Below are 25,605 nucleotides of genomic sequence, written 5' to 3'. Positions count from 1 at the left end.
CCCCCGTGACCCCCGTGACCCCCGACAGTGCCGGGGCCGCCTGGCACCGGGTCCATCCGCTGAGCCCGCTGCTGCGCATGTGGGCGGTTCTCGTGGGCCTCGCCGCCGTCCTGGCCGCGCAGCAGGCGGAGACGCTGGGCAGATTGCGTGACCTGCTGGACGACTCGCCGCTGCCGACCGGACTGATCGTCGTGATCGTCCTGGTGGCGATCCCCGTCGTCTTTCTCCTCGGCTGGGTCGTCTCCCTGCCGTGGTGGAAGGCGACCGGGTACCGGATCGACGACGAGGAGATCGCCGTGCGACGAGGCGTGGTCTCCCGCCAACTGCGGACCGCCCGCTTCGACCGCGTCCAGGCCGTCGACCTGGTTGAACCGTTGGCGCCACGCCTCTTCCGGTTGGCCGGGGTCAAGGTCGAGACCGCCGGCGGGTCAGGCAGCTCGGTCCGGGTCGAGTACCTGACGCGACGGGACGCCGAAGCCCTGCGGGGTCGGCTGCTCGCCCTGGTACGGGGAACCCCGGAGCAGGCCGACGACCAGTCCGACCGGGAACCCGCCTCCGCCGGAATCGGTACCGCCGCCGGAATCGTGGTACCCACCATTCCGATCACCCGGTCCCTGGTGGCCGCCGCGCTCTCCGGGGCCACCGGTCTGGTGGTCGCCGGCGTCACCGTCGCAGCGGCGACACCGGCAGGCCTCGCGGTTCTGCTGCCCGTCGTCGCCGGCGCCGTGCCGTGGGTCTGGGGCGTGCTGAACACCAGCTGGCGCTTCACCGCGAATCTCAGCGGGGACGTCCTGGGTATCACCTTCGGGCTGACTGAACGTCGACGGCAGTCAGTGCCCCTGGAGCGCGTCCACGCCGTCGAGGTCTCCCAGCCGGTGGCCTGGCGACTCCTCGGCTGGTGGCGTGTCCGGGTTGACGTCGCCGGCTACGGTGCAGAGTCCGACTCGGCAGGCTCGACGACGACCGTCCTGCCGGTCGGTGACCTGACCACCGCACTGCATGTCCTCGGGATCCTCACCCCGTTGACTGTTCCGGAGATCGAGGCGGTGGCGCACCCGCAGGGGCATGAGGTCGGGTCGGTCCCGGGGAACCGGCAGTACCTGAGCCCCCGGAGTGCCCGGTGGGTGTCACCGGTCGACCGCACCCGCCAGGGGACCACGCTGGTGACGCGCGCCGGCGGTGACGGACAGGTGACGGCCGTGGTCTCCCGTCGTGGGCGGTTCCGTCGGGTGGTCGCGGTGATCTCCCCGGCGCACATCCAGGAACTCAGCTATCACCGCGGCCCGGCGCAACGGATGCTCGGGGTGGCGGGCGTGCGGTTCGACCTGGTCCCCGGTCCGGTGTCCATGGCCGGGCGCGACCTCAGCACCGACGACGCGGTCGACCTGGTGACCCGGTTGCGCGGGCGCCGGCTTCCCGGGCCCACCTCACACAGGTGACGGCCAGGACGACCACCGTGACATTGCGCAGGACCAGTGCGACGGCGGCGACCAGGTAGGGCGGGGTGACGACGAGCCAGTCGTAGAAGACGGGGTACACCAGCGTGGTCAGCGCTGCGGCTGTCAGGACCAACGCCGCGATCACGCGGACCGTCCGGTCGTGTGACACCAGCAGGGCAACGGCGGTCACGGGGGCGATCCACGCGAGGTACTGCGGGGAGAACACCTTGTTCGTCACGATCACCAGCATGATCAGCGCCATACTGAACGCCACCGCACCCACGGGGGTCCAGTCGTCCCTGAGGAGCCGACGTACGGCCCAGACCACGGCGGCGACGATGGCCGCCGCCGTCAGCACCGTCGTCACCGTGAGCGTGACGTCGACACCGGGGCCTACGATCTCGTAACTCTTGGAGCTCGCGTAGCTGATCGACCAGGGGGTGCCGTCCGCGCCCGGTGCCCCGCCAGCGACAGCGGCGTGGAGGGCGGCGGCGAACACCCAGGGTGTCGCCGCGATGGACTCGACCTGGAGACCGCGGTCCCCCTGGTAGGTCAGCGGGGAGAGAAGACGGTCCATGCCACCGGCCAGGACGACGACCAGGCACAACACCACCAGCGAGGCGAAGAACCAGCAGACCCGCACCCATGTCGCCGTGCGACGCGCTCCACCGACGAGCGTGGCTCCCAGGACACCCGGCCACAGCTTCATCATCGTCGCCACCGCCAGTAACGCCGTCGCCACCCGGGCCCACCGGGACCCGCCCAGCAACAGGGCGGCGAATCCTGCCACGAGCAGGCCGGGGAAGATGTCCAGCCGGGTGAGGAAGATCGGTCCGGAGAGGCCGGCGAACAGGATCCAGAACCACACCGGCCACGGGCCGCCGTGGCGGGCAGCACGCCACAGGTACCAGGTGAAGATCCCCGACACCAGGACGGACAACGCGACGAAACCGACGACGAACGCGTCTTCGGAGGCGGCGTCGGTCCGCTGCCCGCCCACCGTGGCGATCCGTTCGACGAGGCGTGCAGGCCACGTCCCGACCTCCGGGTACTCGGTCATCGCCGACGGGTCGAGGCCGGCGAGTCCCTGGAAGTAGTACCGGACGTCACCGGTCGACGTCCCCGCTGCGGCGATCCAGGAGACAGGCGCCAGGTGGGCGATGACCCACCCCACCGCGACGACGACAGGGTGGGACCACGCGCGCCGACGACGGGCGGCACGGGTGGGGCGGGCGGGAGGCGTCGGGGGTGTCACAGCCAGGGATTCTATCGGAGACGCTCCGTCCCCCGGACCCCAGGCCGCAGTGGCCCCACCCGTCCGCCGACGGCACCGGAACGTATAGGTTGTTGTGAATGGAACTTATGGTGCTGGTCTTCGTCACGATCCTCATCGGGTCCTGCATGCAGCGGGTCTCCGGGATGGGGGTCGGACTGATCGGCGGCCCGGTGCTCAGCATCGCCATCGGCCCGGTCGAAGGCATCATGGTGATCAATGCGCTGGCGGCGATCAACGCGGCGATGTCCACCGTGACGGTGCGCCGGGACATCGACTGGGGGAAGTTCGCCCTGATCGGCTCCGTGATGGTGCTCGGGGCAGTCCCGGGCACGTGGCTGATCCACGTGATGCCACCGGCGGTACTGCAGATCGTGGTCGGTGCACTGCTGCTGGTCGCGTTGGGGGTGACGACCTTCGGCAAGCGGTTCATCCCCACCGTCTCCGGCAGACTCCCGGCGGCCACGGCCGGCGTCCTCGGTGGTTTCAGCAACACCCTCGCCGGCGTCGCCGGGCCGGTCATCACGGTGTACGCCCAGGCGTCCCGGTGGGACCAGCGGACTTTCGCGGCGACGCTGCAGCCGTTGTTCATCGTCTCCGGCGTCGTCAGTTTCGCCATCAAGTACCTCACCGGTGCCGGGGACATCTCCAGCGAACCCTGGGGGATCTGGCCGGTCGCCGTGGTCGCGATGGTCATCGGGATCGCCCTCGGCATGGTGTTCAGCCGACGGATCGACCGGGAGAGGGCCAGGAAGCTCGCCGTGGCCATGGCCAGCCTCGGCGGTGTGACCGTTCTGGTACGGGGCGTGGCGGCCCTGCTCTGACCGGGGCAGGGACGGGCCGGTCGGCGGCCGGGGACTAGGGTGGGCACACGTGCCCGCCTCCACCGCAAAAGCAACTGTACCTTCCGACCGTCTCAGCCGACGGGCGTTGACGGTCTGGTCGGCCGGTGTCGTCGCCTACATCCTGGCGATCACCGGGCGTACGTCGATGGGGGTCGCCGGAGTCGAGGCGCTGGACCACTTCCAGATCGACGCCTCCCGGCTTGCGGTGTTCACGTCGGTCCAGGTCGGGGTGTACGCCTGTGCCCAGATCCCGATGGGGATGCTCATCGACCGCTTCGGGGCACGCCGGATGCTCGTCGTCGGTGCCCTGATGATGGGGGTCGGCCAGGTCGTCCTCGGCGCGACGTCGTCCTACCCGGTGGCGATTCTCGCGCGGGTGATCGTCGGTACCGCGGACGCCACGGCGTTCCTCTCGGTCATGCGGATCCTGCCGGCCTGGATCCCGATCCGGAAGACACCGGTGTTCACCCAGCTCACCGGTGGACTGGGCTATGTCGGGCAGTTCATGTCGGCCGTCCCGTTCTCGATGCTGCTGCATGCCCAGGGATGGTCGACGGCGTTCGTGTCGCTGGGGGCGGGCAGTGTGCTCGTCGCGCTGCTCACCTGGGTCGTCGTCGCGGATTCACCGGAGCCGACGCCGGCAGCGGCCGCGGGGCGGCGCGTCGACCGGACCGGCATCTGGGCCACCCTGGCGTTCGTCGTCCGCCAGCCCGCCTGCTGGCTCGGCTTCTTCATCCACTTCACCTTGATGAGTCAGGTGGTGTTCACCCTGCTCTGGGGAGTCCCGCTCATGACCCTGGGAATGGGGCTGAGCGAGTCACAGGCCTCCGGGATCCTGGTGGTGAACATGGTCGTCAGCGTTCTCGTCGGCCCGGTGATGGGGGTCATCTCGGCGCGGGCGGGCCGTCGGCGTCCCGAGGTGGTCATGGTGGCGACACTGGTCGTCGCGGCATCGTGGGTCGTGTTCTTCCTGTCGCCGGATCCGCGCAGTTTCGTCGCTGTCGCGGTCATCAACGTCATTGTGCCGGCGCTGGCCCCTGCCGCGAACTACGGGTTCGACACGGTCCGTGAGGAGGTCGACCGTCGCTTCACGGCCACGGCGACGGGCCTGTCGAACATGGGGGGATTCCTGGCAGCGATGGTCGCTGCGCAGGCGGCCGGTTTCGTGCTCGACGCCGTCTCGGACGGTGGCGACTACACCTGGGCCGATTTCCGGGTCGCGTGGTGCGCGCTCGGCGTGGTCTGGGTCGTCGGGTTCATCGGGCTGTTGGTCAGCAGGGTGACAATGCAGCGGTGGCGTATGGTCGAGGACAACCGGGCCGACCTGTGACGTAGGAGAACGCTGTGGCATCCTCTATCGCGAGTTTTCGTTCTGACCGTTCCCTGTTGAGCGCACTGAGCCGGCGCTCGGCATTCTCCGCGTTGTCTGCGTTCTCGGCGGCCTCGTTCGCCTCCTTCGCCAGTGCGGGGTCGTCGATGTCGGCGGTGTCACTGGGGTCGTTCATGTCCCTGGCGTCGGTCGGCTCGTCGTTCTCGATCCTGTCGGTGGGCGCGCAGGGGGCGGTGCTCAACATCCCGGTGCGGGACCTCGTCGCGCGGTCAGTAGGTCGGTAGCCCCGGCCGCATCTGATGCGCCCAGGCCAGAATCCCACCTTCCAGATGAGCGACGTTATCCTCCCGTCGGGCGAAATGGGATGCCACGGCGTCCATCGCACGGGCTGACCGGGCGCCCGACTTGCAGTGGAAGATGATGTCGCGGTTGCGCAGCGCCGGGGGGAGGGCTGCGACGCCGAGTTCCTCCACCGCGGACAGGTGGACGGCGACGGACCCGGGGATGCTGACGATCTCGCGTTCCCAGGCGTCGCGGACGTCCACGAGGACAGCCCCCGCCCGCATGCGCGCGTCAAGCTCCTCGGGAGAGACCGTCGGGTGGGGGGTGGTCGTGCAGACCTGGTCCCTGTCGGCCATGTCCTCCACGGCCGTCACCGGTGGAGCATCGGTATCGATGGTGATACCCAGTTCACGGAAGGTCATCGACAACCCGTCGTGGAGGAGGAGCCGTCCGTACAACGGCCTGCCGCACCCGGTGATCAGCTTGATCGCCTCCGTGCTCATCAGGGAGCCGATGGTTCCCGGTAGCGAGCCGATGACACCACCGGCGGCGCAGCTGGGGACGGAACCCGGTGGCGGGAGGTCCGGATGCAGGTCCCGGTAGGTGACGCCGTCGTGGGCGGGCCCCGAGCAGAACACCGACACCCGTCCGTCGAAGCGGAGGATCGACCCCCAGACACAGGGCGTGGAGGTCAAGGTGCAGGCGTCGGAGACGAGGTAGCGTGTGGCGAAGTTGTCGGCCCCGTCCAGTACGAGATCGTAGCCGGCGACGAGTCCGGTGACGTTGCCGGCGGCCAGTCGCACGGGGTGGCGTTCGACGGTGACCAGGGGGTTGATCCGGGCGACGGCAGCGGCGGCGGAGTCGACCTTCCTCGTGCCGAGCGAGTCGACACCGTGGATGACCTGACGCTGCAGGTTCGTCACCTCCACGACGTCGTCGTCGACGATGCCGAGCGTGCCGACCCCGGCGGCGGCGAGGTACTGCAGCGCCGGCGACCCCAATCCTCCCGCACCGACGACGAGGACGCGCGCATTCTTCAACCGGCGCTGACCGACGACGCCGATCCGGTCGAGCGTGAGGTGCCGGGCGTACCGGGACAACTCCTCGGGGGTGAGTTCGGTTGCCGGCTCGACCAGGGGGAGTCTGAGCGGGCCGGTCACCCGACCGCTCACCCCGGCGCTCACCACGCCGCCCCCGCCGGGTCCGCGCGACCGATCATCCCGTCCGGGGTCGACGACGCCACGGCACCCTGCGTCCACGGCCGCCGGGGGATCCGTCCGGCACGTCGTGCCAGGCGGCCCGCCTCGACGGCGTGCCGCATCGCGGCGGCCATGGCTGCGGGATCCTGGGCGCGGGTGACCGCACTGGCCAGCAGTACCCCGTCGCAGCCGAGTTCCATCGCCTGTGCCGCGTCGGACGCCGTCCCGATGCCGGCATCCAGGATCACCGGGACGGTTGCCCGGTCGCAGATCATCTCGATGTTGTGGGGGTTGAGGATTCCCAGGCCCGTGCCGATGGGCGACCCCAGCGGCATCACCGCAACCGCCCCGGCGGCCTCGAGGTGTCGGGCGACGGTGGGGTCGTCGGAGGTGTAGGCGTAGACCTCGAACCCGTCGGCGGTGAGGGTCTCGGTGGCGTCGACGAGTTCGACGACGTCCGGCAGCAGCGTCCGGTCGTCGGCGAGGATCTCCAGTTTCACCCGGGTCGTGCCGAGCGCCTCCCGTCCCAGTCGGGCGGTGAGCAGCGCGTCGCGGGCGGTGTAGCAGCCTGCGGTGTTGGGGAGGACGTCGATACCGAGACGGTCGAGAAGACCGAACAGCGACGTCCCGGTGGCGGGGTTGTAGCGGCGCAGTGCGACCGTCGTCATCGACGTCCCCGACGCGGTGAGCGCCTGTTCCAGTACTTCCAGCGACGTTGCTCCGCCGGTGCCGGTGATCAGGCGCGAGGTGAGCGTGGACGTCCCGACGGTGAGCATGTCCTGTGGGGTCGGCACGGTGTCTACCCTCCCTGCATGGCGGTGATGATCTCGATCTCCGCACCGTCGTGGACGTCGGTGGTGGACCACCGGCTGCGCGGGACGATCGCTGCGTCGACCGCCACGGCCAGGCCCAGTTCCTCGGAGTCCGGATTCTGTCCGGTGAGGTCGGAGATGATGTCACCGAGCGTCGCCGCGGTATCGAGGCGGCGTTCTTCTCCGTTGACGGTGATGGTCATGATGTCCTTTCCAGGGAGGTGGCGGCGAGCAGGGCGGCATCGGGCGTGCGGTCGGCTGCGTGGCAGCCCGGGGGAGACCCCGTGACCAGCAGTGTGGCGAGCCTGGCGCACAGGGGAGCGAGCAGGACCCCGTGGCGGGAGTACCCCGTCGAGACGACGACACCGTCCACACCCGGTACGCCGCCGAGGTACGGCAGGTCGTCCGGCGTCCCCGGGCGGGCCCGCGCCAGGATCTCGGTGAGCTCGAGGTCTGCTATCCCCGGGACCAGGATCCGGGCGTCCCGGAGGAGCTGGTGCACCCCGTCGAGGGAGACGCCGTCGAAGCCGTCCTCACGTTCCGTGGCGCCGATGACGATCTCTCCGTCATCACGGGGAACGAGGTACACCGGCCGACCGTCAACCAGGCCACGCACCGTGTGCTCCAGCAGGCCGGGATGTCCCGGTCTCACCCGCGCGCGCAGGATGTCGCCGTGTACCGGGCGCAGTCGCACGCATCGCGCTTCCGGGAGCCCGTCGATATCAGCCAACGTGAGGCCCGGGCACAGGACGGTGGTCTCCGCACGCAGCTCACCGCCGTCGTCCAGCCGCACGCCCGTCACCGTGGCACCCTCGCGTACGACGCCGAGGACACGCCGGGTGACCACCCTGCCCCGCGGCCCGTCCGGACCGGCGGGAGCGCACACGGCCGCGGTGAGCGCCTCCATCAGCATGCGCGGATTGACCTGGTGGTCGTCGGCGACGAGGACGGCGCCCGAGATACCGGGTGCCAGGGACGGTTCCCTCCGGCGCGCCTGGCGTACACCCAGGGGCTCCACCGTCATGCCGGACGCGCGCTGGACCTCGGCGAGGTCCCGGAACGTCGCCATGTCCCCGGGGGTGGACCCCACACCCAGCGTGGCGGTGGGCCGGTAACCGGCGGGATACCCGACGGTCCGCTCGAGGTCGGCGATGAACCGCGGGTACGCCGCAGCTGAGGCGAGCATCAGCGGGCGGATCGCGTCGTGCCGGTGGACGACTTCACTGACGGGTGCGATCATCCCGGCGGCGGCGTGACTCGCCCCGTCACCCGGGGACGGGTCGACGACGGTGACGGCGTGGCCGGCCCGCCGCAGGTACCAGGCTGTACTGAGCCCGGTGACCCCGGCACCGACGACAAGAGTCTCGGGCATGTGCGTTCTTTCCTCCGGCGGCATGACCCGCATCAGGTGTCGACGGTCGACCGGTGGCTCCGGTCCTCTCAGCCCCGGCATCAGGGGCTCCCGTAGTTCGCGTAACAGCTACCATCACACCACATGGACCTACATCAACGCACGCACACCCCTCTCATGCACACCCCTGGCGCATCGGGCACCTCCCCCGGGGACCGACGCCGGCGACAGCTCCGGGCTGCGCGGCTCTACCTCTGCACTCCGGCGCGCCGGGAGCAGGGTGACCTGCGGGAGTTCCTCCACGCCGCCTACGACGGGGGCGTGGACATCATCCAGCTGCGTGACAAGACGCTGGACACCGCGGGCGAGATCGCCGCGATCGAGGTGCTGGCGGAGGTGGCGGCCGAGCACGGCGCACTGTTCGCGGTGAATGACCGGGCGGACATCGCCGCGTTGGTCGGTGCCGACATTCTCCATGTCGGGCAGGATGATCTGGGTATCGCGCAGGCCCGGGAGCTCCTGGGCCCGGACGTCCTCCTGGGGTTGTCGACCCACACCTCCGACCAGGCGGAGGCCGCGGCCCGCGACACCGATCTCGACTACTTCTGCACGGGACCGGTGTGGGAGACGCCGACGAAGCCGGGTCGTGCGGCGACGGGGCTGGGGTTTGTGTCCCGGACCGCCGACATGGTGGGCGACGGGGCAGGGGGGAAGTCCGGTGGGAAGCCGTGGTTCGCGATCGGCGGGGTCAACCGGGACACCCTGCCGGACGTCCTCGCCGCCGGCGCCCGGCGTGCGGTCGTCGTCCGGGCGGTCACCGAGGCGCGGAGCCCGCGCGACGCCGCCTCAGAGCTGAGAACGCAGCTGACGTCCCTTCCGGACCGGACGTGAGTGTCGTGCACGGGGGACTGGTTCAGTCTTCCCTGTGCAGCAGGAAAACATACGGGCGCGGGGTGTGCCGGAAGTCCATCACACCGAGTAGCGTCCTGGGGTCGACGCGCCGGAAGTGGTCGTTGATGGGGAGGTCGTCGTAGACCATCGTCGCGCTGACCACCCCGCGGTACTCCATCATCCGGAGACGGGCCCGGGGACGCTTCGTCGCCGTCGCCCGGAGATAACCCCGCAGGAGTGCAGGAAAGGGTCCGAACGTGGCCAGGGAGCGGAGCCGTATCCCGGTGGACATCGGCACCAGCGCGGGGTTCGCGGCGAAAAGTGACGTTTCTGAGCCGAATATCAGCGGATGACCGTCGTCGACGCTGTCGAACCGCTTGCCGTGCCAGCCCACGGCGGCGAGTACGCCGTCGAGAGGATGTCCCGTCGCGACCTCGGAGCCGCGCCACCGACCCACCAGCTCATCGGTGGTGACCGCGGGCAGTGCATCGAACCGGCTCAGCGCCGTGGTGAGCTCAGCGTCCTGGGGCATGAGCCCATCGTGTCAGAGTTCGTCGACCGGTGAGGAACCGTCCACGAATTCAACGGTGCGCTGCCCGCCCAGGTCCCCCCGGCCGGCGAACTCGACGATCACGTCGGCGACGAGCTCACGGGAGGTGTGTGCGTCCGACCTGTCGAGGTCGTCGGCGACGGGGGCCGCTCCTTCGGCGGGCTCATCGGTGAGCGTCGCCGGCCCGAGGATGAGGTAGTCCAGCCCGGCGGTGGCGTCGAGACGGTCGTCGACGGTCTTCTTCGCGTCGGCGTAGGCGAAGAAACTGTCGGACTCGGGGACGGTGTGGTGGCGTGCGCCGGCGTAGGACACGTTGAGGTAGCGGGGCGTGGTACCGGCGTCGCGCAGTCTCTCGAGGGAGTCGATGACGGCGAGGGCCGCGTCGCGGTCGACGGCGTAGGTGACGTCGGCGCCGGCGCGGCCACCGTTGCCCGCGGTCCACACGACGACGTCGTATCCGGCGAGGAGATCGTCCCACTCGCCGGGGGTGAGCTGGGTGACGTCCCTCACCAGCGCGGTGGCGCCGAGGGACTCGATGTCGGCGACCTGGTCGGGGTTCCGGATGAGGGAGGTGACAGTGAAGCCTCCGGACACCAGTTTCGGGGCTGCGAGGAGCCCCACTTTGCCGTGTCCTCCGATGATGAGAATGTCCGTCATGGTCTCGTCCTCCTGGGGGAGTGGGTGAAGGTCGGCTCTCAGCCGCTGTCTGTCCGGAACAACGGGCGGACCGCTCCGTCTATTCCCCGGAGTGTGGAGAAACGTAGTAACCTGTGTCATGTCAGAACTGAATGGTGATTCAAGACATAGTTGAGGAGCAGTGCCCGTGGATCTCGAGCTTTCCGGGGAGGACGTCGCCTTCCGTGACGAACTCCGCACTATTTTCGCCGACGTACCAGCGGATATCCGCGCGCGTATGCGGGCAGGACACGTCACCCGTGACGACATCGTCGCCTCCCAGCGCATCCTCAACGGCCACGGGGTGGCGGTGCCGCACTGGCCGGTGGAGTACGGCGGACGGGACTGGACGCCCATTCAACGCCACATCTACACCAATGAGATCCAGCGGGCCGGTGTCCCGGAGCCGCTGGCGTTCAACACCAGTATGGTGGGGCCCGTCATCGCCGCCTTCGGCAGCGACGAGATCAAGGACCGTTTCCTGGCGAAGACCGCGAATCTCGACATCTGGTGGTCGCAGGGGTTCTCGGAACCGGGTGCGGGGTCGGACCTGGCCGGCCTGAAGACCACCGCGGTGCGGGACGGGGACCACTACGTGGTCAACGGTCAGAAGACCTGGACGACCCTCGGCCAGTACGGGGAGTGGATGTTCCTGCTCGCCCGCACGGCCCCGGACGCCCCCAAGCCCCAGCAGGGTATCTCCTTCCTGCTGGTGGACCTGGACACCCCGGGGATCGAGCGACGCCCGATCCGGCTCATCGACGGGTCCGTCGAAGTCAACGAGTTCTTCTTCACCGACGTCAGGATTCCGGTGGAGAACCTCGTCGGTGAAGAGAACAAGGGATGGACCTACGCCAAGTTCCTCCTGGGCAACGAGCGCAACGGCATCACCCAGGTCGGCACCAGTCAGCGGCACTACGCCGACCTGGTGGAGATGGCGGCCACGCGCAGCACGGGTGGGCGCCGGGTGATCGACGACCCGATCTTCCGCAACCGTCTCTACGACGTGAAGCTACGGCTCAAGGCGGTCGAGGCGACTCAGCTGCGGGTCACCGCCTCCAGCGCGGACGGTAAGCCCAGCCCGGTGTCCTCGATGCTGAAGATCGAGGGCAGCAGGCTTCTCCAGGAGATCAACGCCCTGGCTGTCGAAGCGCTGGGCAGCGACGCGGCGGAGATCCTGGGGGAGAGCTCCGGCGTCTACGGCGATCCTGTCGTCGAGTACCTGAACAACCGCAAGGTCTCCATCTACGGAGGCACCAACGAGGTCCAGGCGAATGTCATCGCCAAGGCCATTCTCGGACTCTAGGAGCATCACGACATGGATCTTTCCCTGACAGACGAACAGCGCATGCTCGCCGACTCCGTCCGGAGCGTGTTCGCGGGTGCCGACGGAGACCCGACCGCCGGGACGGATGCACCGGACACCGCCCTGGAGTTCCGGCGCGACCTCTGGCGACAGGCGGCCGACCTCGGTGTGACGGCACTGGTCGTCGACGAGGAGTACGACGGCGCCGGTGCAGGCATCGGGGAGGCGTACGCGGCCGCGGAGGCGCTGGGGGGACTGGCGGCACCTGAACAGCTCACCGACCTCGCCTACGTCCCCGCCTGGTTGCTCGGGGACCTCGGCTCCGGCGAACAGAAGTCGACCTGGCTGCCGCAGCTGGCGTCGGGCGAACGGCTGCTGACGCTCGCGCACGCCGAACAGGGGACGGGCTGGGCTGACGGCAGGGCCGCGACCGTCACCGACGGTCGACTCACCGGCGACAAATGTGCCGTGGTCGCCCCCGCCGACATCGACGCCTTCCTCGTCACTGCCGTGGAGGACGGTACCCCCGGCGTCTACCTCGTCACCCCGGGCGACGGGGTCGAGGTGACGGTGCACCGGGATGCGGAGTGGTCGCCGACCGGGCGGGTCTCCTTCCGTGAGGCCCCGGCGGAGCGACTCGGAGGGAGCACCGACGACACCGACCGCGCACTGCGTCGGGCCGTGGCGCTGGCGCGGGTGGTGCAGGGCGGCAGGGCCGTCGGGCTGATGGACAGCGCCCTGAACAAGACCGTGGACTACCTCAAGGTCCGTAAGCAGTTCGGCGTCACCCTGAACACCTTCCAGGTACTGACCCACCGGGCGTCGCAGCTCTACGCCGATGTCGAGCTCGCCCGGTCGACGGCGCTGTGGGCCGCGGCCATGGCGCAGTCCCCGGACCTGGTGCTGGAGGAATTGGAGGCGGCGTCCCTCGACTCCTTCGTCTTCCTGGCACGTCAGGCACGGGTGGTGGCGGAGGAGGCCGTCCAGCTCCATGGCGGGATCGGTGTCACCTACGAGACCGCCGTGAGCCACTACGCTGCGGCGCTGACCGGTTTTCAACAGCTCTACGGAGGCGTGCTGGAGGCGCGGGGAGCCGGTGTCGCCTCAGACGCGCTGCTGGAGACCCCGAGTGCGTTGCTGAACAACGAACTCCACGTCTACGGCTGAGACTCTGCACACGAACGACCCCCGTCACCGACGAGGTGGCGGGGGTCGTTCGTGCGCGGAGCCGGAGAGCGGGAACTAGCAGTCGTAGTAGAGCTCGAACTCGTGGGGAGTCGGGCGCAGACGCGACGGGGAGATCTCGTTGTCGTACTTGTAGGCGACGTAGGTCTCCAGCAGGTCGTCGGTGAAGACGCCACCCTCGGTGAGGAATTCGTTGTCGTCCTCCAGCGCCTGCAGCGCAGCCTCCAGGGAGGTCGGTGCCGTCGGGATGCTCGCGGCCTCCTCCGGGGGAAGCTCGTAGAGGTCCTTGTCGACCGGGGCGTGCGGTTCGATGCGGTTCTTGATGCCGTCGAGGCCGGCGAGCATCATGGCGGCCATACCGAAGTAGGGGTTGCCCGAGGGGTCCGGGGCACGGAACTCGAGGCGCTTGGCCTTCGGGTTGGACCCGGTGATCGGGATGCGGACGGCGGCGGAGCGGTTGCGCTGCGAGTACACCAGGTTGATGGGGGCCTCGAAGCCGGGGACCAGGCGGTGGTAGGAGTTCAGCGTCGGGTTGGTGAACGCCAGGACTGCACCGGCGTGGTGCAGGATGCCGCCGATGTAGTAGCGGGCCAGGTCGGACAGGCCCGCGTAGCCGGCCTCGTCGTGGAACAGCGGCTTGCCGTCCTTCCACAGCGACTGGTGGGCGTGCATGCCCGAGCCGTTGTCGCCGGCGAGCGGCTTCGGCATGAACGTCGCGGACTTGCCGTGGGCGGCGGCGGTGTTCTTGATGATGTACTTGAAGGACTGCAGGTCATCGGCGGCGTGCAGCAGGGTGTTGAACTTGTAGTTGATCTCCTGCTGGCCACCGGTACCCACCTCGTGGTGGAAACGCTCGAGATCGTAGCCCGAGGCGGCGAGGTTCTTCACCATCTCGTCGCGGACGTCGACGGTCTGGTCGTACGGGGGGACCGGGAAGTAACCGCCCTTGACACGGGTCTTGTACCCGGTGTTGGGGGTTCCGTCGGTGTTGGTCTCCTTGCCGCGGTTCCACCACCCCTCGTTGGAGTCGACCTCGTAGAAGGCGGAGTTCTGGTCGGCGGAGTAACGGACCTTGTCGAAGAGGTAGAACTCGGCCTCCAGGCCGAAGTTGCAGGTGTCGGCGATACCGGTGGAGGCGAGGTACTCCTCCGCCTTACGCGCGACGTTGCGGGGGTCGCGGGAGAAGGGCTCGCGGGTGAACGGATCGTGGACGAAGAACTTCACGTTCAGCGTCTTGGTCTTGCGGAACGGGTCGACCTTGGCGGTCGCGAGGTCGGGCAGCAGGTTCATGTCCGACTCGTCGATGGTGGTGAACCCACGCACCGACGATCCGTCGAAGGCGAGGCCGGTCTCGATGGCATCTTCGTCGAAGGCGGAGGCGGGGATGGTGAAGTGCTGCTCCACGCCGGGTACGTCCGTGAACCGGACGTCGACAAACTCGATGTCGTTGTCCGCGATGTACTTGGTGACCTCTTCGGCCGTCTTAAATGCCACTTCTGGACTCCTTGCAGTCATGTTCGACCCAACTCGTTGTGCCGTTGTCTTTCACGAGGGGATTCACCCTCCCGGGTGCGTCGTGAACAACCATAATCTGGGGTTGTTGCCCTAGTGTCAATCCAATGTTACCGGCGTGTAACTGCCGGTACCACGGTCGATGCCGGTGATCCCCGGTCGGGGCTTGACCTCTAGGATACGGACTGCGGTCACCGGGTGTGCACAGTTGGGGTGGGGTGCCGGGGCGACCCGTGGGAAATTGGGGGTCGGTCACGGGGCCGGTACCCTTGGGAATCATGGCGAAACGGCAGAAGAACACCGGCACAGGGGATGACCGCCGTCAACGGCGGAAGGGACTCCGCGAGGAACGCGCCCGGCAGCCGAGCTGGCTGGAGGGACCGCAGGTCCCGGGACAGTACGAGGATCCCCACGACCTGAGTTCCTACCCCGGCAAGCTCCTGGGACTGCCGCCCACGGGGCCGGGGTCGATCGCCTCGATATTCCCGCGGGTCCTTGCCCTGCTGGTCGACTGGCTGATCTGCTACGGGATCGCCTTCTTCGTCACCCAGATGACGACCGCGCTGGGGGGGACGTCGACGGTGGTGCTCATGGTCTGGGTCCTCTGGCGCATCGTCACGGTGTGGTTGTTCGGCCAGTCGCCCGGGCATGCGGCGATGGGCATCGGTGTCGCCCGGGTGGACGATCCCGACCAGCGCGTGGGCCTTGTCCGCGCCGTGGTCAGGACGGTTCTCACGATCTTCCTGTTCCCGCCGCTGATCCAGGACACCGACAGCCGGGGTATGCATGACCGGGCCACGGGGACGGCCGTCATCCGGACCCGCTAGGTGGAACTGCCCCGGGGCTCCGCTGACCGGTGCGGTCGGCGGAGCCCCGGGGTGTCACAGGGGCAGGTTCAGCCCTTCTTGTTGCGCTGCGCGGCCCGACGGGCACGGCGGTTGACGCCGGCCGGGTTCGAGGCGTTGCGGGGCATCGGCCCCTTCGGGAGCATCGACTCCCGCGAGTGCAGGCGGGCGATTGACTCCACCTTGCTGTTGAGGGCGTCGACCTCGTTCTTCTTGATGTTGCGGGGCAGACGGACCAGGTGGTTCTGCAGCTTGCGGATCTGGACTTCGTCCTCGCCCTCGCCGACGTACACGTCGTAGATCGGGGTGTTGCCGAGGATACGGGCGAGACGCTTGCGCTCCTGCGCCATCATCGGCTTCAGGCGGTGACGGCTGCCCTCACCGACGAGGACGACACCGGGCACGCCGACGACGCGGTGGACTGCGTCCATGTGGGTGTTGGAGGCGACCGCGGTCTCGGTGATCCACTTGACACCGACACCGTCACGGAGGTTCTGCAGGGCCCAGCCGGCGGCGCCGGCCTCGCCCTCGATCTGGTCGTAGACGCCGGACTGCAGGCGGCGGGAGAAGATCCAGAAGGCGACCATCACACCGACGGCGATACCGACGATGAGGTTCAGCCACCACCAGCCGAGCACCAGGCTCAGCGCCAACATGACCACGACCGGGCCGAGCAGGCCCAGCAGCATGTAGGGGATGAGCTTCTTGTCCTTCTTGCGCTGCATCTGGAAGGCCTGCCACATCTGGCCTCGCGTCTGCTTGCGACGTGACTTCTTGGCGGCCTTCTCGAGCCGCTTGTTTTCTTTCTCCCGGGGATCCTTCGCCATACCGCCTACCTTAGAACATCGGGGCCCCAGGGCCGGCAACGGCATCCGCCCCGGGGCGGGGGACAACTATCGTGCCGACGAGACCGGGGTCTCGGCTGAGGGGCCGTACTTGTCCAGCAGGGTGCTGGCTTCCTGGCTGGTGGTCGAGCCCAGGGTGTCGCCGAGGTGGGTGAGGTTCTCGGGCAGGGCCTCGCCACGGGCGGCCTTGGCCTCGGCGTAGAGCCGGCCGGACCGGTAGGACGACCGGACCAACGGGCCGGACATGACCGCACCGAAACCGAGTTCCTTGGCGAAGTCGGAGTGCTCCATGAACTCCTCCGGCTTCACCCACCGCTCGATCGGGTGGTGCATCGAGGTCGGACGCAGGTACTGGGTGATCGTGATGATGTCGCAGCCGGCGTCCTTGAGGTCCGTCAGGGACGACTGCACCTCCTCGGCGGTCTCGCCCATGCCGAGGATGAGGTTCGACTTGGTCACCAGACCGAAGTCACGGGCGGCGCGGATGACCTCCAGCGAGCGGTCGTAGCGGAACGCCGGGCGGATCCGCTTGAAGATCCGGGGCACGGTCTCGAGGTTGTGGGCGAAGACCTCGGGACGTGCCTCGAAGACCTCGGCGAGCAGGTCGGGCTTGGCGGAGAAGTCCGGGGTGAGGTTCTCGACGCCGGTGTTCGGGTTGAGCTCGTGGACCTTACGGACGATCTCGGCGTACAGCCATGCACCTTCGTCGTCGAGGTCGTCACGGGTCACGCCGGTGATGGTGGCGTAACGAAGGTCCATCTCCCGGATGTTCTCGGCGACCCGGCGGGGCTCGTCACGGTCCAGAGGGGACGGCTTGCCGGACTTGATCTGACAGAAGTCGCACCGCCGGGAGCACGTGTCGCCCCCGATGAGGAAGGACGCCTCGCGTTCTTCCCAGCACTCGTGGATGTTGGGGCAACCTGCCTCCTGGCACACCGTGTGAAGTCCGGCGCCGGCGACGCGGTTCTTCATGTCACGGTATTCCGGCCCCATCTTGGCCTGGGTGCGGATCCACCGCGGTTTCTGTTCGATGGGGGTCTGGGAGTTCTTCGCCTCGATGCGGAGAAGTCGTCGTCCGTCTGATGTAACAGTCACGGCCCCCACCCTACGCTGCATCGTTCAGTGACGCTAACTGACTTCACCCGCGATGACCGTGGCAAAAGGCCAGTTCAGGACGGTACGACCCCGTGGGCGAGCTCGTCGGGGACGTCCGTCTCCGACATCGCCAGGTCGCCGTCGAGCGCCGCCAGCAGATGGCCGGTGAAGACCCCGGTGACCTCGGCGACGCCCACCGGACGCCCCAGCTCCTCGGACAGGGTGGTCACGCCGGTGTCGGCGAGACCGCAGGGCACGATGTGGTCGTAGTACTCCAGGGTGTTGTCGCAGTTCAGCGCAACCCCGTGCATGGTGACGCCGCGGGTCACACGGATCCCGACGGCAGCGACCTTCCGTGCGGGGACGAGCTCGCCGCGACGCAGTCCTGCGGGGAGCCAGACCCCGGAGCGGCCGGGGACCCGGCCGACGTTGTCGAGCCCGATCTCACGGCAGGTCGCCAGCACCGCCTCCTCGATCCGACGGACGTAGTCGACGACGTCGATCGGGTCGTCGAGCCTGATGATCGGGTAGGCGACGAGTTGGCCGGGGCCGTGCCAGGTGATGCGGCCTCCCCGGTCGACGTCAACGACCGGCAGACCGTTGGTGGGCAGGTCCTCGGGCTGCGTGCGCTTCCCGGCGGTGTAGGTCGGCGGATGTTCCAGCAGCAGCACGGTGTCGTCGATGAGGTCCTCGGCACGCCGGCGTGCCAGGTCGGCCTGTCTGTCCCAGGTGGTGAGGTAGTCCACCGTGCCGATGTTGTCGACGGTGACGGGGGTGTCCGCCATGCGGATGGATCCGTGTTGATATCCCATGCCTAACGACTCTACCCCGCCTCCGCGCTGATGCGGGGGCGGGGTAGCGGGGTCGGGGGACCTAGAGCTCGAGGTCGGCGGTGAAGTCGCTGTTCTCCAGGCGGTCCCTGACGGTGGTCAGGAAGCGACCGGCGTCGGCGCCGTCGACGATCTGGTGGTCGTAGGTCATCGGCAGGTAGACCATGCTGCGGATCGCGATGCTGTCGGACGCGTCCTCGGTGATCACGACCGGGCGCTTGCGGATCGCACCGGTGCCGATCATCGCGGCCTGCGGCGGGACGAGGATCGGGGTGTCGGTGAGTGCGCCCTCGGAGCCGATGTTGGTGATGGTGAAGGTGCCGCCGCTGACGTCGTTCGGCTTGAGCTTCTTGTTCCGTGCGCGGTCAGCGATGTCGGCGATGGCCTTGGCCAGCTCCGGCAGCGACATGTCCTGGGCGTCGTGGATGACCGGGGACAGCAGGCCGTCCTTGGTGTCGACGGCGATACCGAGGTTGACCTTGCCGTGGTAGGTCATCTCCTGGGTGTCGGCGTTGTAGGAGGCGTTGACGTTCGGGTGCGCCACCAGTGCCTCGACGATCGCCTTCGCGAAGAACGGCAGGAAGGTGAGGTTCAGTCCGTGCTTGTCCTGGAAGGCGGCCTTGGACGCCTTGCGCAGGTCCGCCACGTGGGTCATGTCGACCTCGTGGACCTGGGTGAGCTGCGCTGCGCCGTGCAGGGACTCCAGGGTGGTCTTGGCGGTGATGGCACGGATCCGGTTGACCTTCTGCGTGGTACCACGCAGCGACGCCTTCTCCGGGTCGACCCCCTTGGCCGGCGCCGGAGCGGAGTCCTTGGCGCTGCCGCCCTCCGCGGCCGCGAGGACGTCCTGCTTGCGGATACGCCCGCCCACGCCGGTGCCCTCGACGGTGGAGAGATCCACGCCGTGCTTCTCGGCGAGCTTACGCACCAGGGGGGTGACGTAGGGCAGGTTGCCGTCGGCAGGCTCGCCGGCGTCAGAGGAGGCGGCGGGTGCCTTCTGCTCCGTCGGGGCCTCCTGCTTCGGCTCTGCCTTCTTCTCCGGCTTCTCCTCTGCCTTCGGCTCGTCCTTCTTCTTCTCTTCCTTCGGCTCCTCCTCGGCGGGGGAGGCCTCGGCGGCGCCGGCGTCGCCGACCCGGGCGATCACACCACCGACGTCGATGGTGTCGTCCTCGTCGGCGAGGATCTCCAGCAGCGTACCGGCGACAGGCGAGGGGACCTCGGTGTCGACCTTGTCGGTGGAGACCTCGAGCAGCGGCTCGTCGACCTCGACCTCGTCGCCGACCTTCTTCAGCCACTGCGTGATGGTTCCCTCGGTGACGGATTCGCCGAGCTCGGGCATCGTCACGTCGGTGCCGGCACCACCGCCGGTGGAGGCGGACGGGGAGCCCGACGTGTCGTCGTCGGCGGACTCGTCCTGCGCGTCGTCCTGCTCCTCGTCGGAGGTGTCGTCCTCGTTCTCGTCCTCGGCCGGGGCCTCGTCGGAGGACGAGTCGTCGCCCGCTTCGCCCTCGTCACCGATTTCGGCGATGACGGCACCGACGTCAACGGTGTCGTCCTCGTCGGCGATGATCTTCAGCAGGGTGCCGGCGACGGGGGAGGGGATCTCCGTGTCGACCTTGTCCGTGGAAACCTCGAGCAAGGGTTCGTCGACCTCCACGGTGTCGCCGACCTTCTTCAGCCACTGGGTGACAGTGCCTTCTGTGACGGATTCGCCCAGCTCGGGCATTTCGACGGAGTGCGCCATGGTGTTGAAGCTCCTATTAAACGACGGGGTACAGATGTGGAGTACGTGGATCGGTCCGCAGTACGCAGAGATAGCAGAGAAGTGGTCTCTGACCGAATACTACATATGGTACCGCTGTCGGCATTCTCGTGCCGGAAGGGGTCGGCCCATGGTACGGCTCCGGTGCGGTGTCACGGAATCCCTTAGAATCTCTGGTGTGTTCAATCTATTCGGTCGTCCCCGTCGTTCCGGCCCCCGCCCGCCGCGGACCCCCGGTGGCCGGGCACGGCCCGCCGACCTCGACTACCTGCGCCACTGGGCGGCGCAGCGGTCGGGGGTGGAGGGGTTCGTCGAGCCGGAGACGCTGGTCAACGAGATGTCGGTGGTCCTCGTCGACGGTACAGGGGAGTGGACCCGCCGGCGTATCGGCGGGCCACGGGGCGTCGACGAGGTGGCGACCGTCACCGGGGCGCAGTTGTTCGACGCGGAGAAGACCGGTTACCCCCAGCGGATGAGGGACCTGATCGAGCGGGACCGGATCCTCCGCAAACGTCAGGAACAGCAGGAACGTCGGGCCAGATTCGAGCAACGCCGCGGGGAACGGGACTGACGGGGGTTTACACGGGTTCCGCGTCGTCGCTGCCCGGTGTCGACGCCCCGCCGGCGGCGATGTCGTCGAGCACGGCGATGATCGTCCGCACCGGGACGCCGGTGCCTCTGGCCGGTGTGTAGCCGTGTGGTGCTGCAGTGTTGTAGGCCGGGCCCGCCACGTCCAGGTGGACCCAGGGCACACCCTCCGGCACGAAGGCGGCGAGATAGTGCCCGGCCGCGGCCATGCCTCCCCACCCTGTCGAGGCGATGTTGCGCAGATCGGCCACGTCGGAGCGGATGTCGGTGGCGATTTCCGCAGGGAGTGGCATGGGCCACGCCCCCTCCCCGGTCTCACGGGACACCTCCGCGACCCGGTCACGCAGTCGGGGAGTGCCCATCACGGCCGGTGTCCGGTCGCCGAGCGCGCGGACCTGGGCACCGGTCAGCGTGGCGGTCTCGATGAGGTAGTCGGGGTCGTCCTCGCACGCCCGGGCGATCGCGTCGCCCAGGATGAGCCGGCCCTCGGCGTCGGTGTTGAGGACCTCCGTGGTGAGACCCCCGTAGTGCCGCAGCACGTCGCCCGGGCGTACCGCGGCACCGTCCGGCATGTTCTCGGCGAGCGGTACCGTCGCGGTCACCGACACCGGGAGGTCGAGCTCGGACGCGGCGATCACGGCGGCGACGACCGCCGCGGACCCGCCCATGTCGGAGATCATGTTTCCCATGGTGGCCGGCGTCTTCAGGGAGATTCCGCCGGTGTCGAAGGTCACGCCTTTGCCGACGAGGGCAACCCGGGGAACGGTCCTGTGACCGGCGACCTCGGGTCGGTAACTCACGCGGACGAGCCGCGGCGGACGGGTCGACCCCTGCCCGACTCCGACGAGTGCGCCGAACCCCGCCTCGGCGAGATCGCGTTCGTCCAGGATCTCCACCTCCAGCCCTGCCTGCGTCGACAGCTCGCCGATGACGGTGGCGTAGCTTTCCGGGTAGAGGGCATTCGCCGGCGCATTGACCAGGTCGCGGGCGCAGGCCACCGCCTCGATGACGACGCAGGCCCGTGAGAAGTCGGTGTCGGCGGTCTCGGCCGCGCTGGGGGAGGTCGGGGGCGCGACGATGATTCGCCCCACCCGTCCGGCGCGGAGGTCATCATGCCGGAAGCCGTGGTAGCTGTAGCTGCCGAGGCCGTGCCCTTCGGTGGCCGGGATGATCCCGAGTGTGCCGAGGAGGCTGAGCACGGTGAGGTCGCTGCCGGTGTCGGCGGCGGTGCGTCCGAGCTGGCGGGACGCGGTACCCGCGGCCGAGCGCAGCCCCTCGTCGGTCAGCGCGTCCGCGTCGCCGAGACCGACGGCCAGGATGCGCGTCGCAGCGACCCCGGGCACCGACGGAAGGTAGTGGGTTTCACCGGCGTGCCCTCGGGCGCCGATGTCGACGAGGGACTTCCACAAGGCGACCTGGGTCGACCGGTCGACCAGGGACGGGGAGGCCGACGGTGGACCGGGGGCGGAACCCAGGGACAGCTCGATCCCGTTCTCCCCGGAGAAGGTGGGGATCACCAGCACGTCCACGGACACGTCGGCGATCGCCGAGGCGGCCCTGAGCAACTCCAGTGACGGCATGGTGCCGCGGGGGAGTCCGGCGGAAGTCATCGTTCACCTCAATACTGTTCGGGGTCATCACCGTCGGAGTTGCCGGGCACGTGTGCCGGACCGGCGCCGACGGGTCTAAGATACAGGCCATGTCTGATTCCGCGCCCGCCAACTCCACGCCCGTCGCCTTCTCCCGCACGCTGGCGGAGAATCCCACTCCGCCCGGGGCGATCGCCGAAATTCTCGCCAATCCGGGATTCGGCCGCTACTTCACGGACCACATGGTGGTTGTCGACTGGACGGAAGAGGCGGGATGGCACGATGCGCGGGTCGTCCCTTACGCACCGATCGCGATGGACCCGGCGACCTCGGTGCTGCACTACGGCCAGGCCATCTTCGAGGGACTCAAGGCGTACCGCCAGCCGGACGGCTCGATCGCCACCTTCCGGCCGGACAAGAACGCCGAGCGGATCCGGTCGTCTGCCCGGCGTATCGCCATGCCGGAGGTTCCGGAGGACCTCTTCCTCGAGTCCCTGAGCCAGCTCGTCGAGGTCGACAAGGACTGGGTGCCCGCCTCCGGTGGTGAGGAGGCGCTGTACCTGCGGCCCTTCATCGTCTCCACCGAGATCGGCCTGGGTGTCCATCCCTCCACCAGCTACAGCTACTACGTCATCGCGTCGCCGGCCGGTGCGTACTTCAAGGGTGGCGTCACCCCGGTGAGCGTGTGGCTGTCCACGGAGTACGTGCGCGCCGCCCCCGGAGGCACCGGCGCGGCGAAGTTCGCCGGGAACTACGCGGCCTCCCTCGCCGCCCAGTCCTACGCGGAAACGAAGGGCTGCGACCAGGTGGTGTGGCTGGACGCGGCGACGCACACCAACGTCGAGGAGATGGGCGGGATGAACCTCGCCTTCATCCTGGAGGGTCGGGACGGGGGCAACGCTGAACTGGTGACCCCGGAACTGTCCGGGTCGCTGCTGCCCGGTGTCACCCGCGACTCGCTGCTGCAGTTGGCGGCGGACGAGGGGTTGACGGTGACTGAGCGCCTGTTCACGGTCGACGAATGGCGTTCCGCCGCCGCCTCGGGCGAGATGACGGAGGCCTTCGCCTGCGGAACCGCCGCCGTGATCACGCCGGTGGGTACCGTGAAGGACCGGAACGGTGAGTTCCAGATCAACGGTGGCACGCCCGGCGAGATCACCATGCGGTTGCGGGAGCGGTTGACCGGCATCCAGCGGGGTACCGGCGAGGACACCCACTCCTGGAATCACACCCTGGTCACTGCCTGACCCGGGACGCGGCGGCGTCGAGGAGGGGGAGGACGAGCAGTCCCGACGACGCTTCCGGTGCGCCGAGGCTCTCCCCGACCACGGGGGTCAGCGACAACCGTTGGCGGGCTGCGGTGCCGGACGGTTCACCTGACGTGTCCGGCACCAGCCACCACCGGGAGGCGCCGGGGGTGAGGGCGTCGGCGAGCAGTCCTGCCGCGAGGCCGGTGACTCCGTCGAGGATGACCGGGGTCCGACGGGCGGCCGACTGTGCCAGCAGGCCGGCGAGGAACGCGATGTCCGGGGTCCCCACCGTGTCGAGGATGTCACGGACGGCAGCGGCGTCGACGGGCCTCCGTCGGTGGGCGCGCACACGGAACATCAGGTCGCGGATGGCGACCGTCTTGTGCTTCCACATCTCGTCGGTGATCGCCGTCGGACCGCCGCCGCGCCCCACGACCTTCACCGGCTCGACATTGCAGAGCACACCGACGAGTGCGGCCGCGGTCGTCGTCGCGCCGGTGCCGACGGTTCCGGTGAGCACGAGCGGGACGGCGGCGTCCGCCCGTGCGTCCATCGTCTCGCGTCCGACGTCGATCCACTGTGCGGGCGAGTGCGGTGCCACCGGCGACGTCCCGGACGGCGGGGCGTCGGCGGGGAACTCATGGACGGACACGTCGACGCCCAGGCGGGCTGCATCGTGGCAGAGCGGTGATTCCCCGGTGGTGATCGCCGCGGCCACTGTGCCGGCATGCCCCCAGGGCAGCGTGGAGACCGGGCTCATGTCCCCGGCAGCGGGTGCCGCGACGGCGTGGTCTGCGGCGGCCACGAGGAGCTCGGGGCGCGGGTCACCGGTCCCGGGATCTCCCGTCTCCCCGTGGTAGCCGGTGGCGCGTGCCCAGTCGCCGAGGCGGGTGAGGACCGGACGGGCCGCCATCAGACCGCGTCGCCGACGTTCACCTGTGGTGCCGGGGTACGCATCTTGCGGATCATGGTGGCACGGGTGAAGGCGTAGAAGCCGAGGGCCCACTTCCCGAACGAGTTGTCGGGGAAGCGGTCGTTGACCAGCCGGTTGACCTTCCGTGCGAGGAACAGGCCCTCGACGACGAGGATGAGGATGATGACCAGCATGAACAGGCTGATGTAGTTGGCGATGACCGGCATGCGGGTGCCCAGGATCATCACCACGACCACGACCAGCGCGATCGGCAGGAAGTAGTTCATCAGGTACCGGTGGGCGTCCACGTAGTTCCGGACGAAGAGCTTCTCCTTGCCCTGGTCCCGGGCCAGCAGGTAGTTCGGGTCGCCCGCCATCATGCGTTCATTGGCCTTGCGACGGGACTCTGCGGCCTCGTCGCGCTGCTTGCGCTTGACCTCCTTGAACTCCTCCTTGGACATGGAGTTCTTGTAGTCCTTCTTGCGCTGGCGGGCCTCTTTCGGCGTCATCGGAGCGTCGAAATGTGTCCGCCGGACACCGGTGGACCGTTCGACCTCGTTGCGCTTGGGGGTCGGGCGGCCTTTCTTGGGGGTGTAGCCCTTCGGTGTCAGGGGAGCGTCCTCGTCGATGGACGGGGTACCTGCCGAGGTGACGTCGCTGTCGGCGGCGTCGGTGTCATCGTCTTTCTTCCACGGGAGTTTCACACCTCACAGGCTAGAGCACGGGTGGTTGCGGGGACCAACGCGGGTGAGGCTGCCGGAGGACCGGGCACGGGAATAGATCACTGGATTTCATGGTTGTGGACGAGTAGTTTGGGCATATCCGCATTACTGAGGAGGAAATGATGACTGCTCCCGAGAAGACCGCCGAGGCGTCCACCGGCGTGGAACTGACCAGCGCTGCCGCCGGCAAGGCCGCCGGACTGCTCGCACAGGAGGGACGGGACGACCTGGCTCTGCGCATCGCCGTGCAGCCCGGTGGCTGTGCTGGCCTGCGTTACCAGCTCTTTTTCGACGACCGTACGCTCGACGGTGACCTCGTCGACGATGTCGAGGGCGTCCGGCTTGTCGTGGACAAGATGTCCGCCCCGTACCTGACGGGGGCCAAGATCGATTTCTCCGACACGATCGAGTCCCAGGGTTTCACGATCGACAACCCGAACGCCGGGGGATCCTGCGCCTGCGGTGACTCCTTCAGCTGACGTGGCCGTCCGCTAGACCCGAACTCCCCGTCCTCGT

At 68.7% G+C, this 25,605-nt stretch carries 26 protein-coding genes and 1 riboswitch; of the genes, 11 read left to right on the top strand and 15 right to left on the bottom strand.

Translation table 11 applies throughout. From position 1 onward, the window contains the following. The first annotated feature begins 5 nt into the window (after nt 1-5). Nucleotides 6-1,439, top strand: coding sequence for a PH domain-containing protein (locus tag PQI66_RS04185; protein WP_339996282.1), 1,434 nt, complete (start codon nt 6-8; stop codon nt 1,437-1,439). On the opposite strand, the gene PQI66_RS04180 is transcribed toward PQI66_RS04185, so the two are convergent. Then, nucleotides 1,363-2,694, bottom strand: coding sequence for a hypothetical protein (locus tag PQI66_RS04180; protein ID WP_339996280.1), 1,332 nt, complete (start codon nt 2,692-2,694; stop codon nt 1,363-1,365). The two genes, PQI66_RS04185 and PQI66_RS04180, sit on opposite strands and share 77 nt — an antisense overlap. Before the next feature lie 98 nt (nt 2,695-2,792). Here PQI66_RS04180 and PQI66_RS04175 point away from each other — a divergent pair, with 98 nt between their 5' ends. The 3 genes from PQI66_RS04175 to PQI66_RS04165 are packed head-to-tail and all read left to right on the top strand — an operon-like array spanning nt 2,793 to nt 5,171. Next, nucleotides 2,793-3,536, top strand: coding sequence for a sulfite exporter TauE/SafE family protein (locus PQI66_RS04175; protein ID WP_339996278.1), 744 nt, complete (start codon nt 2,793-2,795; stop codon nt 3,534-3,536). Nucleotides 3,537-3,585: 49 nt separating this feature from the next. Continuing rightward, complete coding sequence (locus PQI66_RS04170; RefSeq protein ID WP_339996277.1) at nt 3,586-4,887, top strand: MFS transporter; 1,302 nt, start codon at nt 3,586-3,588, stop codon at nt 4,885-4,887. A 56-nt stretch (nt 4,888-4,943) separates the two neighbouring features. Continuing rightward, a complete protein-coding gene (locus tag PQI66_RS04165) occupies nt 4,944-5,171 on the top strand; it encodes a hypothetical protein (protein WP_339996275.1) in 228 nt (75 codons plus the stop codon). Here PQI66_RS04165 and moeB read toward each other — a convergent pair. From moeB to thiO, 4 genes are all read right to left on the bottom strand, one after another. Next, nucleotides 5,157-6,329 (bottom strand): molybdopterin-synthase adenylyltransferase MoeB, encoded by a 1,173-nt coding sequence (gene moeB, locus PQI66_RS04160; protein ID WP_339996273.1) that lies wholly within the window; start codon nt 6,327-6,329, stop codon nt 5,157-5,159. The genes PQI66_RS04165 and moeB overlap by 15 nt on opposite strands. Nucleotides 6,330-6,349: 20 nt before the next feature. Then, nucleotides 6,350-7,144, bottom strand: coding sequence for a thiazole synthase (locus tag PQI66_RS04155; protein WP_339996803.1), 795 nt, complete (start codon nt 7,142-7,144; stop codon nt 6,350-6,352). A gap of 23 nt (nt 7,145-7,167) precedes the next feature. Next, nucleotides 7,168-7,383, bottom strand: coding sequence for a sulfur carrier protein ThiS (thiS, locus tag PQI66_RS04150; protein WP_339996271.1), 216 nt, complete (start codon nt 7,381-7,383; stop codon nt 7,168-7,170). Continuing rightward, on the bottom strand, nt 7,380-8,552 hold the full coding sequence (thiO, locus tag PQI66_RS04145) for a glycine oxidase ThiO (protein WP_339996269.1): 1,173 nt from the start codon (nt 8,550-8,552) through the stop codon (nt 7,380-7,382). Before thiO ends, thiS begins: the two co-directional genes overlap by 4 nt. Further along, a riboswitch (TPP riboswitch) is annotated at nt 8,545-8,656 on the bottom strand. (Overlaps the previous gene by 8 nt.) Nucleotides 8,657-8,708: 52 nt before the next feature. Between thiO and thiE the strand changes: the two genes are divergently transcribed. Next, on the top strand, nt 8,709-9,422 hold the full coding sequence (gene thiE / locus PQI66_RS04140) for a thiamine phosphate synthase (protein WP_339996801.1): 714 nt from the start codon (nt 8,709-8,711) through the stop codon (nt 9,420-9,422). 22 nt (nt 9,423-9,444) lie between these two features. Here thiE and PQI66_RS04135 read toward each other — a convergent pair whose 3' ends face one another. Then, on the bottom strand, nt 9,445-9,954 hold the full coding sequence (locus PQI66_RS04135) for a DUF4334 domain-containing protein (protein WP_339996268.1): 510 nt from the start codon (nt 9,952-9,954) through the stop codon (nt 9,445-9,447). 12 nt (nt 9,955-9,966) lie between these two features. Beyond that, a complete protein-coding gene (locus PQI66_RS04130; RefSeq protein ID WP_339996267.1) occupies nt 9,967-10,629 on the bottom strand; it encodes an NAD(P)H-binding protein in 663 nt (220 codons plus the stop codon). A 166-nt stretch (nt 10,630-10,795) separates the two neighbouring features. On the opposite strand from PQI66_RS04130, the gene PQI66_RS04125 reads away from it, so the two are divergent. After that, nucleotides 10,796-11,953: an acyl-CoA dehydrogenase family protein gene (locus PQI66_RS04125; RefSeq protein ID WP_339996265.1), complete on the top strand. Its 1,158-nt coding sequence runs from the start codon at nt 10,796-10,798 to the stop codon at nt 11,951-11,953. 12 nt (nt 11,954-11,965) lie between these two features. After that, entirely contained in the window at nt 11,966-13,120 is a 1,155-nt protein-coding gene (locus PQI66_RS04120; protein ID WP_339996263.1) for an acyl-CoA dehydrogenase family protein, read from the top strand. Between the two features lie 75 nt (nt 13,121-13,195). On the opposite strand, the gene glnA is transcribed toward PQI66_RS04120, so the two are convergent. Next, complete coding sequence (gene glnA / locus PQI66_RS04115; protein ID WP_339996262.1) at nt 13,196-14,632, bottom strand: type I glutamate--ammonia ligase; 1,437 nt, start codon at nt 14,630-14,632, stop codon at nt 13,196-13,198. 296 nt (nt 14,633-14,928) lie between these two features. Here glnA and PQI66_RS04110 point away from each other — a divergent pair, with 296 nt between their 5' ends. Beyond that, nucleotides 14,929-15,477, top strand: a complete 549-nt coding sequence (locus PQI66_RS04110; RefSeq protein ID WP_339996260.1) for an RDD family protein — start codon at nt 14,929-14,931, stop codon at nt 15,475-15,477. A 68-nt stretch (nt 15,478-15,545) separates the two neighbouring features. On the opposite strand, the gene PQI66_RS04105 is transcribed toward PQI66_RS04110, so the two are convergent. From PQI66_RS04105 to sucB, 4 genes are all read right to left on the bottom strand, one after another. Further along, complete coding sequence (locus PQI66_RS04105) at nt 15,546-16,322, bottom strand: DUF4191 domain-containing protein (protein WP_339996259.1); 777 nt, start codon at nt 16,320-16,322, stop codon at nt 15,546-15,548. A gap of 66 nt (nt 16,323-16,388) precedes the next feature. Continuing rightward, nucleotides 16,389-17,435, bottom strand: a complete 1,047-nt coding sequence (gene lipA, locus PQI66_RS04100; protein ID WP_339996258.1) for a lipoyl synthase — start codon at nt 17,433-17,435, stop codon at nt 16,389-16,391. 74 nt (nt 17,436-17,509) lie between these two features. Further along, nucleotides 17,510-18,247: a lipoyl(octanoyl) transferase LipB gene (gene lipB, locus PQI66_RS04095; protein ID WP_339996256.1), complete on the bottom strand. Its 738-nt coding sequence runs from the start codon at nt 18,245-18,247 to the stop codon at nt 17,510-17,512. A gap of 61 nt (nt 18,248-18,308) precedes the next feature. Beyond that, complete coding sequence (gene sucB, locus PQI66_RS04090; RefSeq protein ID WP_339996255.1) at nt 18,309-20,009, bottom strand: 2-oxoglutarate dehydrogenase, E2 component, dihydrolipoamide succinyltransferase; 1,701 nt, start codon at nt 20,007-20,009, stop codon at nt 18,309-18,311. A 196-nt stretch (nt 20,010-20,205) separates the two neighbouring features. Here sucB and PQI66_RS04085 point away from each other — a divergent pair, with 196 nt between their 5' ends. After that, nucleotides 20,206-20,598, top strand: coding sequence for an oxidoreductase (locus PQI66_RS04085; protein WP_339996253.1), 393 nt, complete (start codon nt 20,206-20,208; stop codon nt 20,596-20,598). Between the two features lie 7 nt (nt 20,599-20,605). On the opposite strand, the gene PQI66_RS04080 is transcribed toward PQI66_RS04085, so the two are convergent. Further along, nucleotides 20,606-22,225: a leucyl aminopeptidase gene (locus tag PQI66_RS04080; protein WP_339996252.1), complete on the bottom strand. Its 1,620-nt coding sequence runs from the start codon at nt 22,223-22,225 to the stop codon at nt 20,606-20,608. Between the two features lie 89 nt (nt 22,226-22,314). On the opposite strand from PQI66_RS04080, the gene PQI66_RS04075 reads away from it, so the two are divergent. After that, nucleotides 22,315-23,451: a branched-chain amino acid aminotransferase gene (locus PQI66_RS04075; protein WP_339996251.1), complete on the top strand. Its 1,137-nt coding sequence runs from the start codon at nt 22,315-22,317 to the stop codon at nt 23,449-23,451. Here the strand turns inward: PQI66_RS04075 and PQI66_RS04070 are convergent. Together PQI66_RS04070 and PQI66_RS04065 are read right to left on the bottom strand one after the other, a co-directional pair. Next, nucleotides 23,441-24,367 (bottom strand): nicotinate-nucleotide--dimethylbenzimidazole phosphoribosyltransferase, encoded by a 927-nt coding sequence (locus tag PQI66_RS04070; protein ID WP_339996249.1) that lies wholly within the window; start codon nt 24,365-24,367, stop codon nt 23,441-23,443. The two genes, PQI66_RS04075 and PQI66_RS04070, sit on opposite strands and share 11 nt — an antisense overlap. Beyond that, nucleotides 24,367-25,071 (bottom strand): DUF3043 domain-containing protein, encoded by a 705-nt coding sequence (locus PQI66_RS04065; RefSeq protein ID WP_339996248.1) that lies wholly within the window; start codon nt 25,069-25,071, stop codon nt 24,367-24,369. The genes PQI66_RS04070 and PQI66_RS04065 overlap by 1 nt, the downstream gene beginning before the upstream one ends. Nucleotides 25,072-25,211: 140 nt before the next feature. Between PQI66_RS04065 and PQI66_RS04060 the strand changes: the two genes are divergently transcribed. Beyond that, nucleotides 25,212-25,568 (top strand): HesB/IscA family protein, encoded by a 357-nt coding sequence (locus tag PQI66_RS04060; RefSeq protein ID WP_339996246.1) that lies wholly within the window; start codon nt 25,212-25,214, stop codon nt 25,566-25,568. Nucleotides 25,569-25,605 lie beyond the last annotated feature (37 nt).

Origin of the sequence: Corynebacterium sp. USCH3, from assembly GCF_037619475.1 — a bacterium.
Taxonomy (GTDB): Bacteria; Actinomycetota; Actinomycetes; order Mycobacteriales; family Mycobacteriaceae; genus Corynebacterium.
Note: the sequence above shows the minus strand (reverse complement) of the source record. Positions and strands in the feature narration are given on the sequence as shown.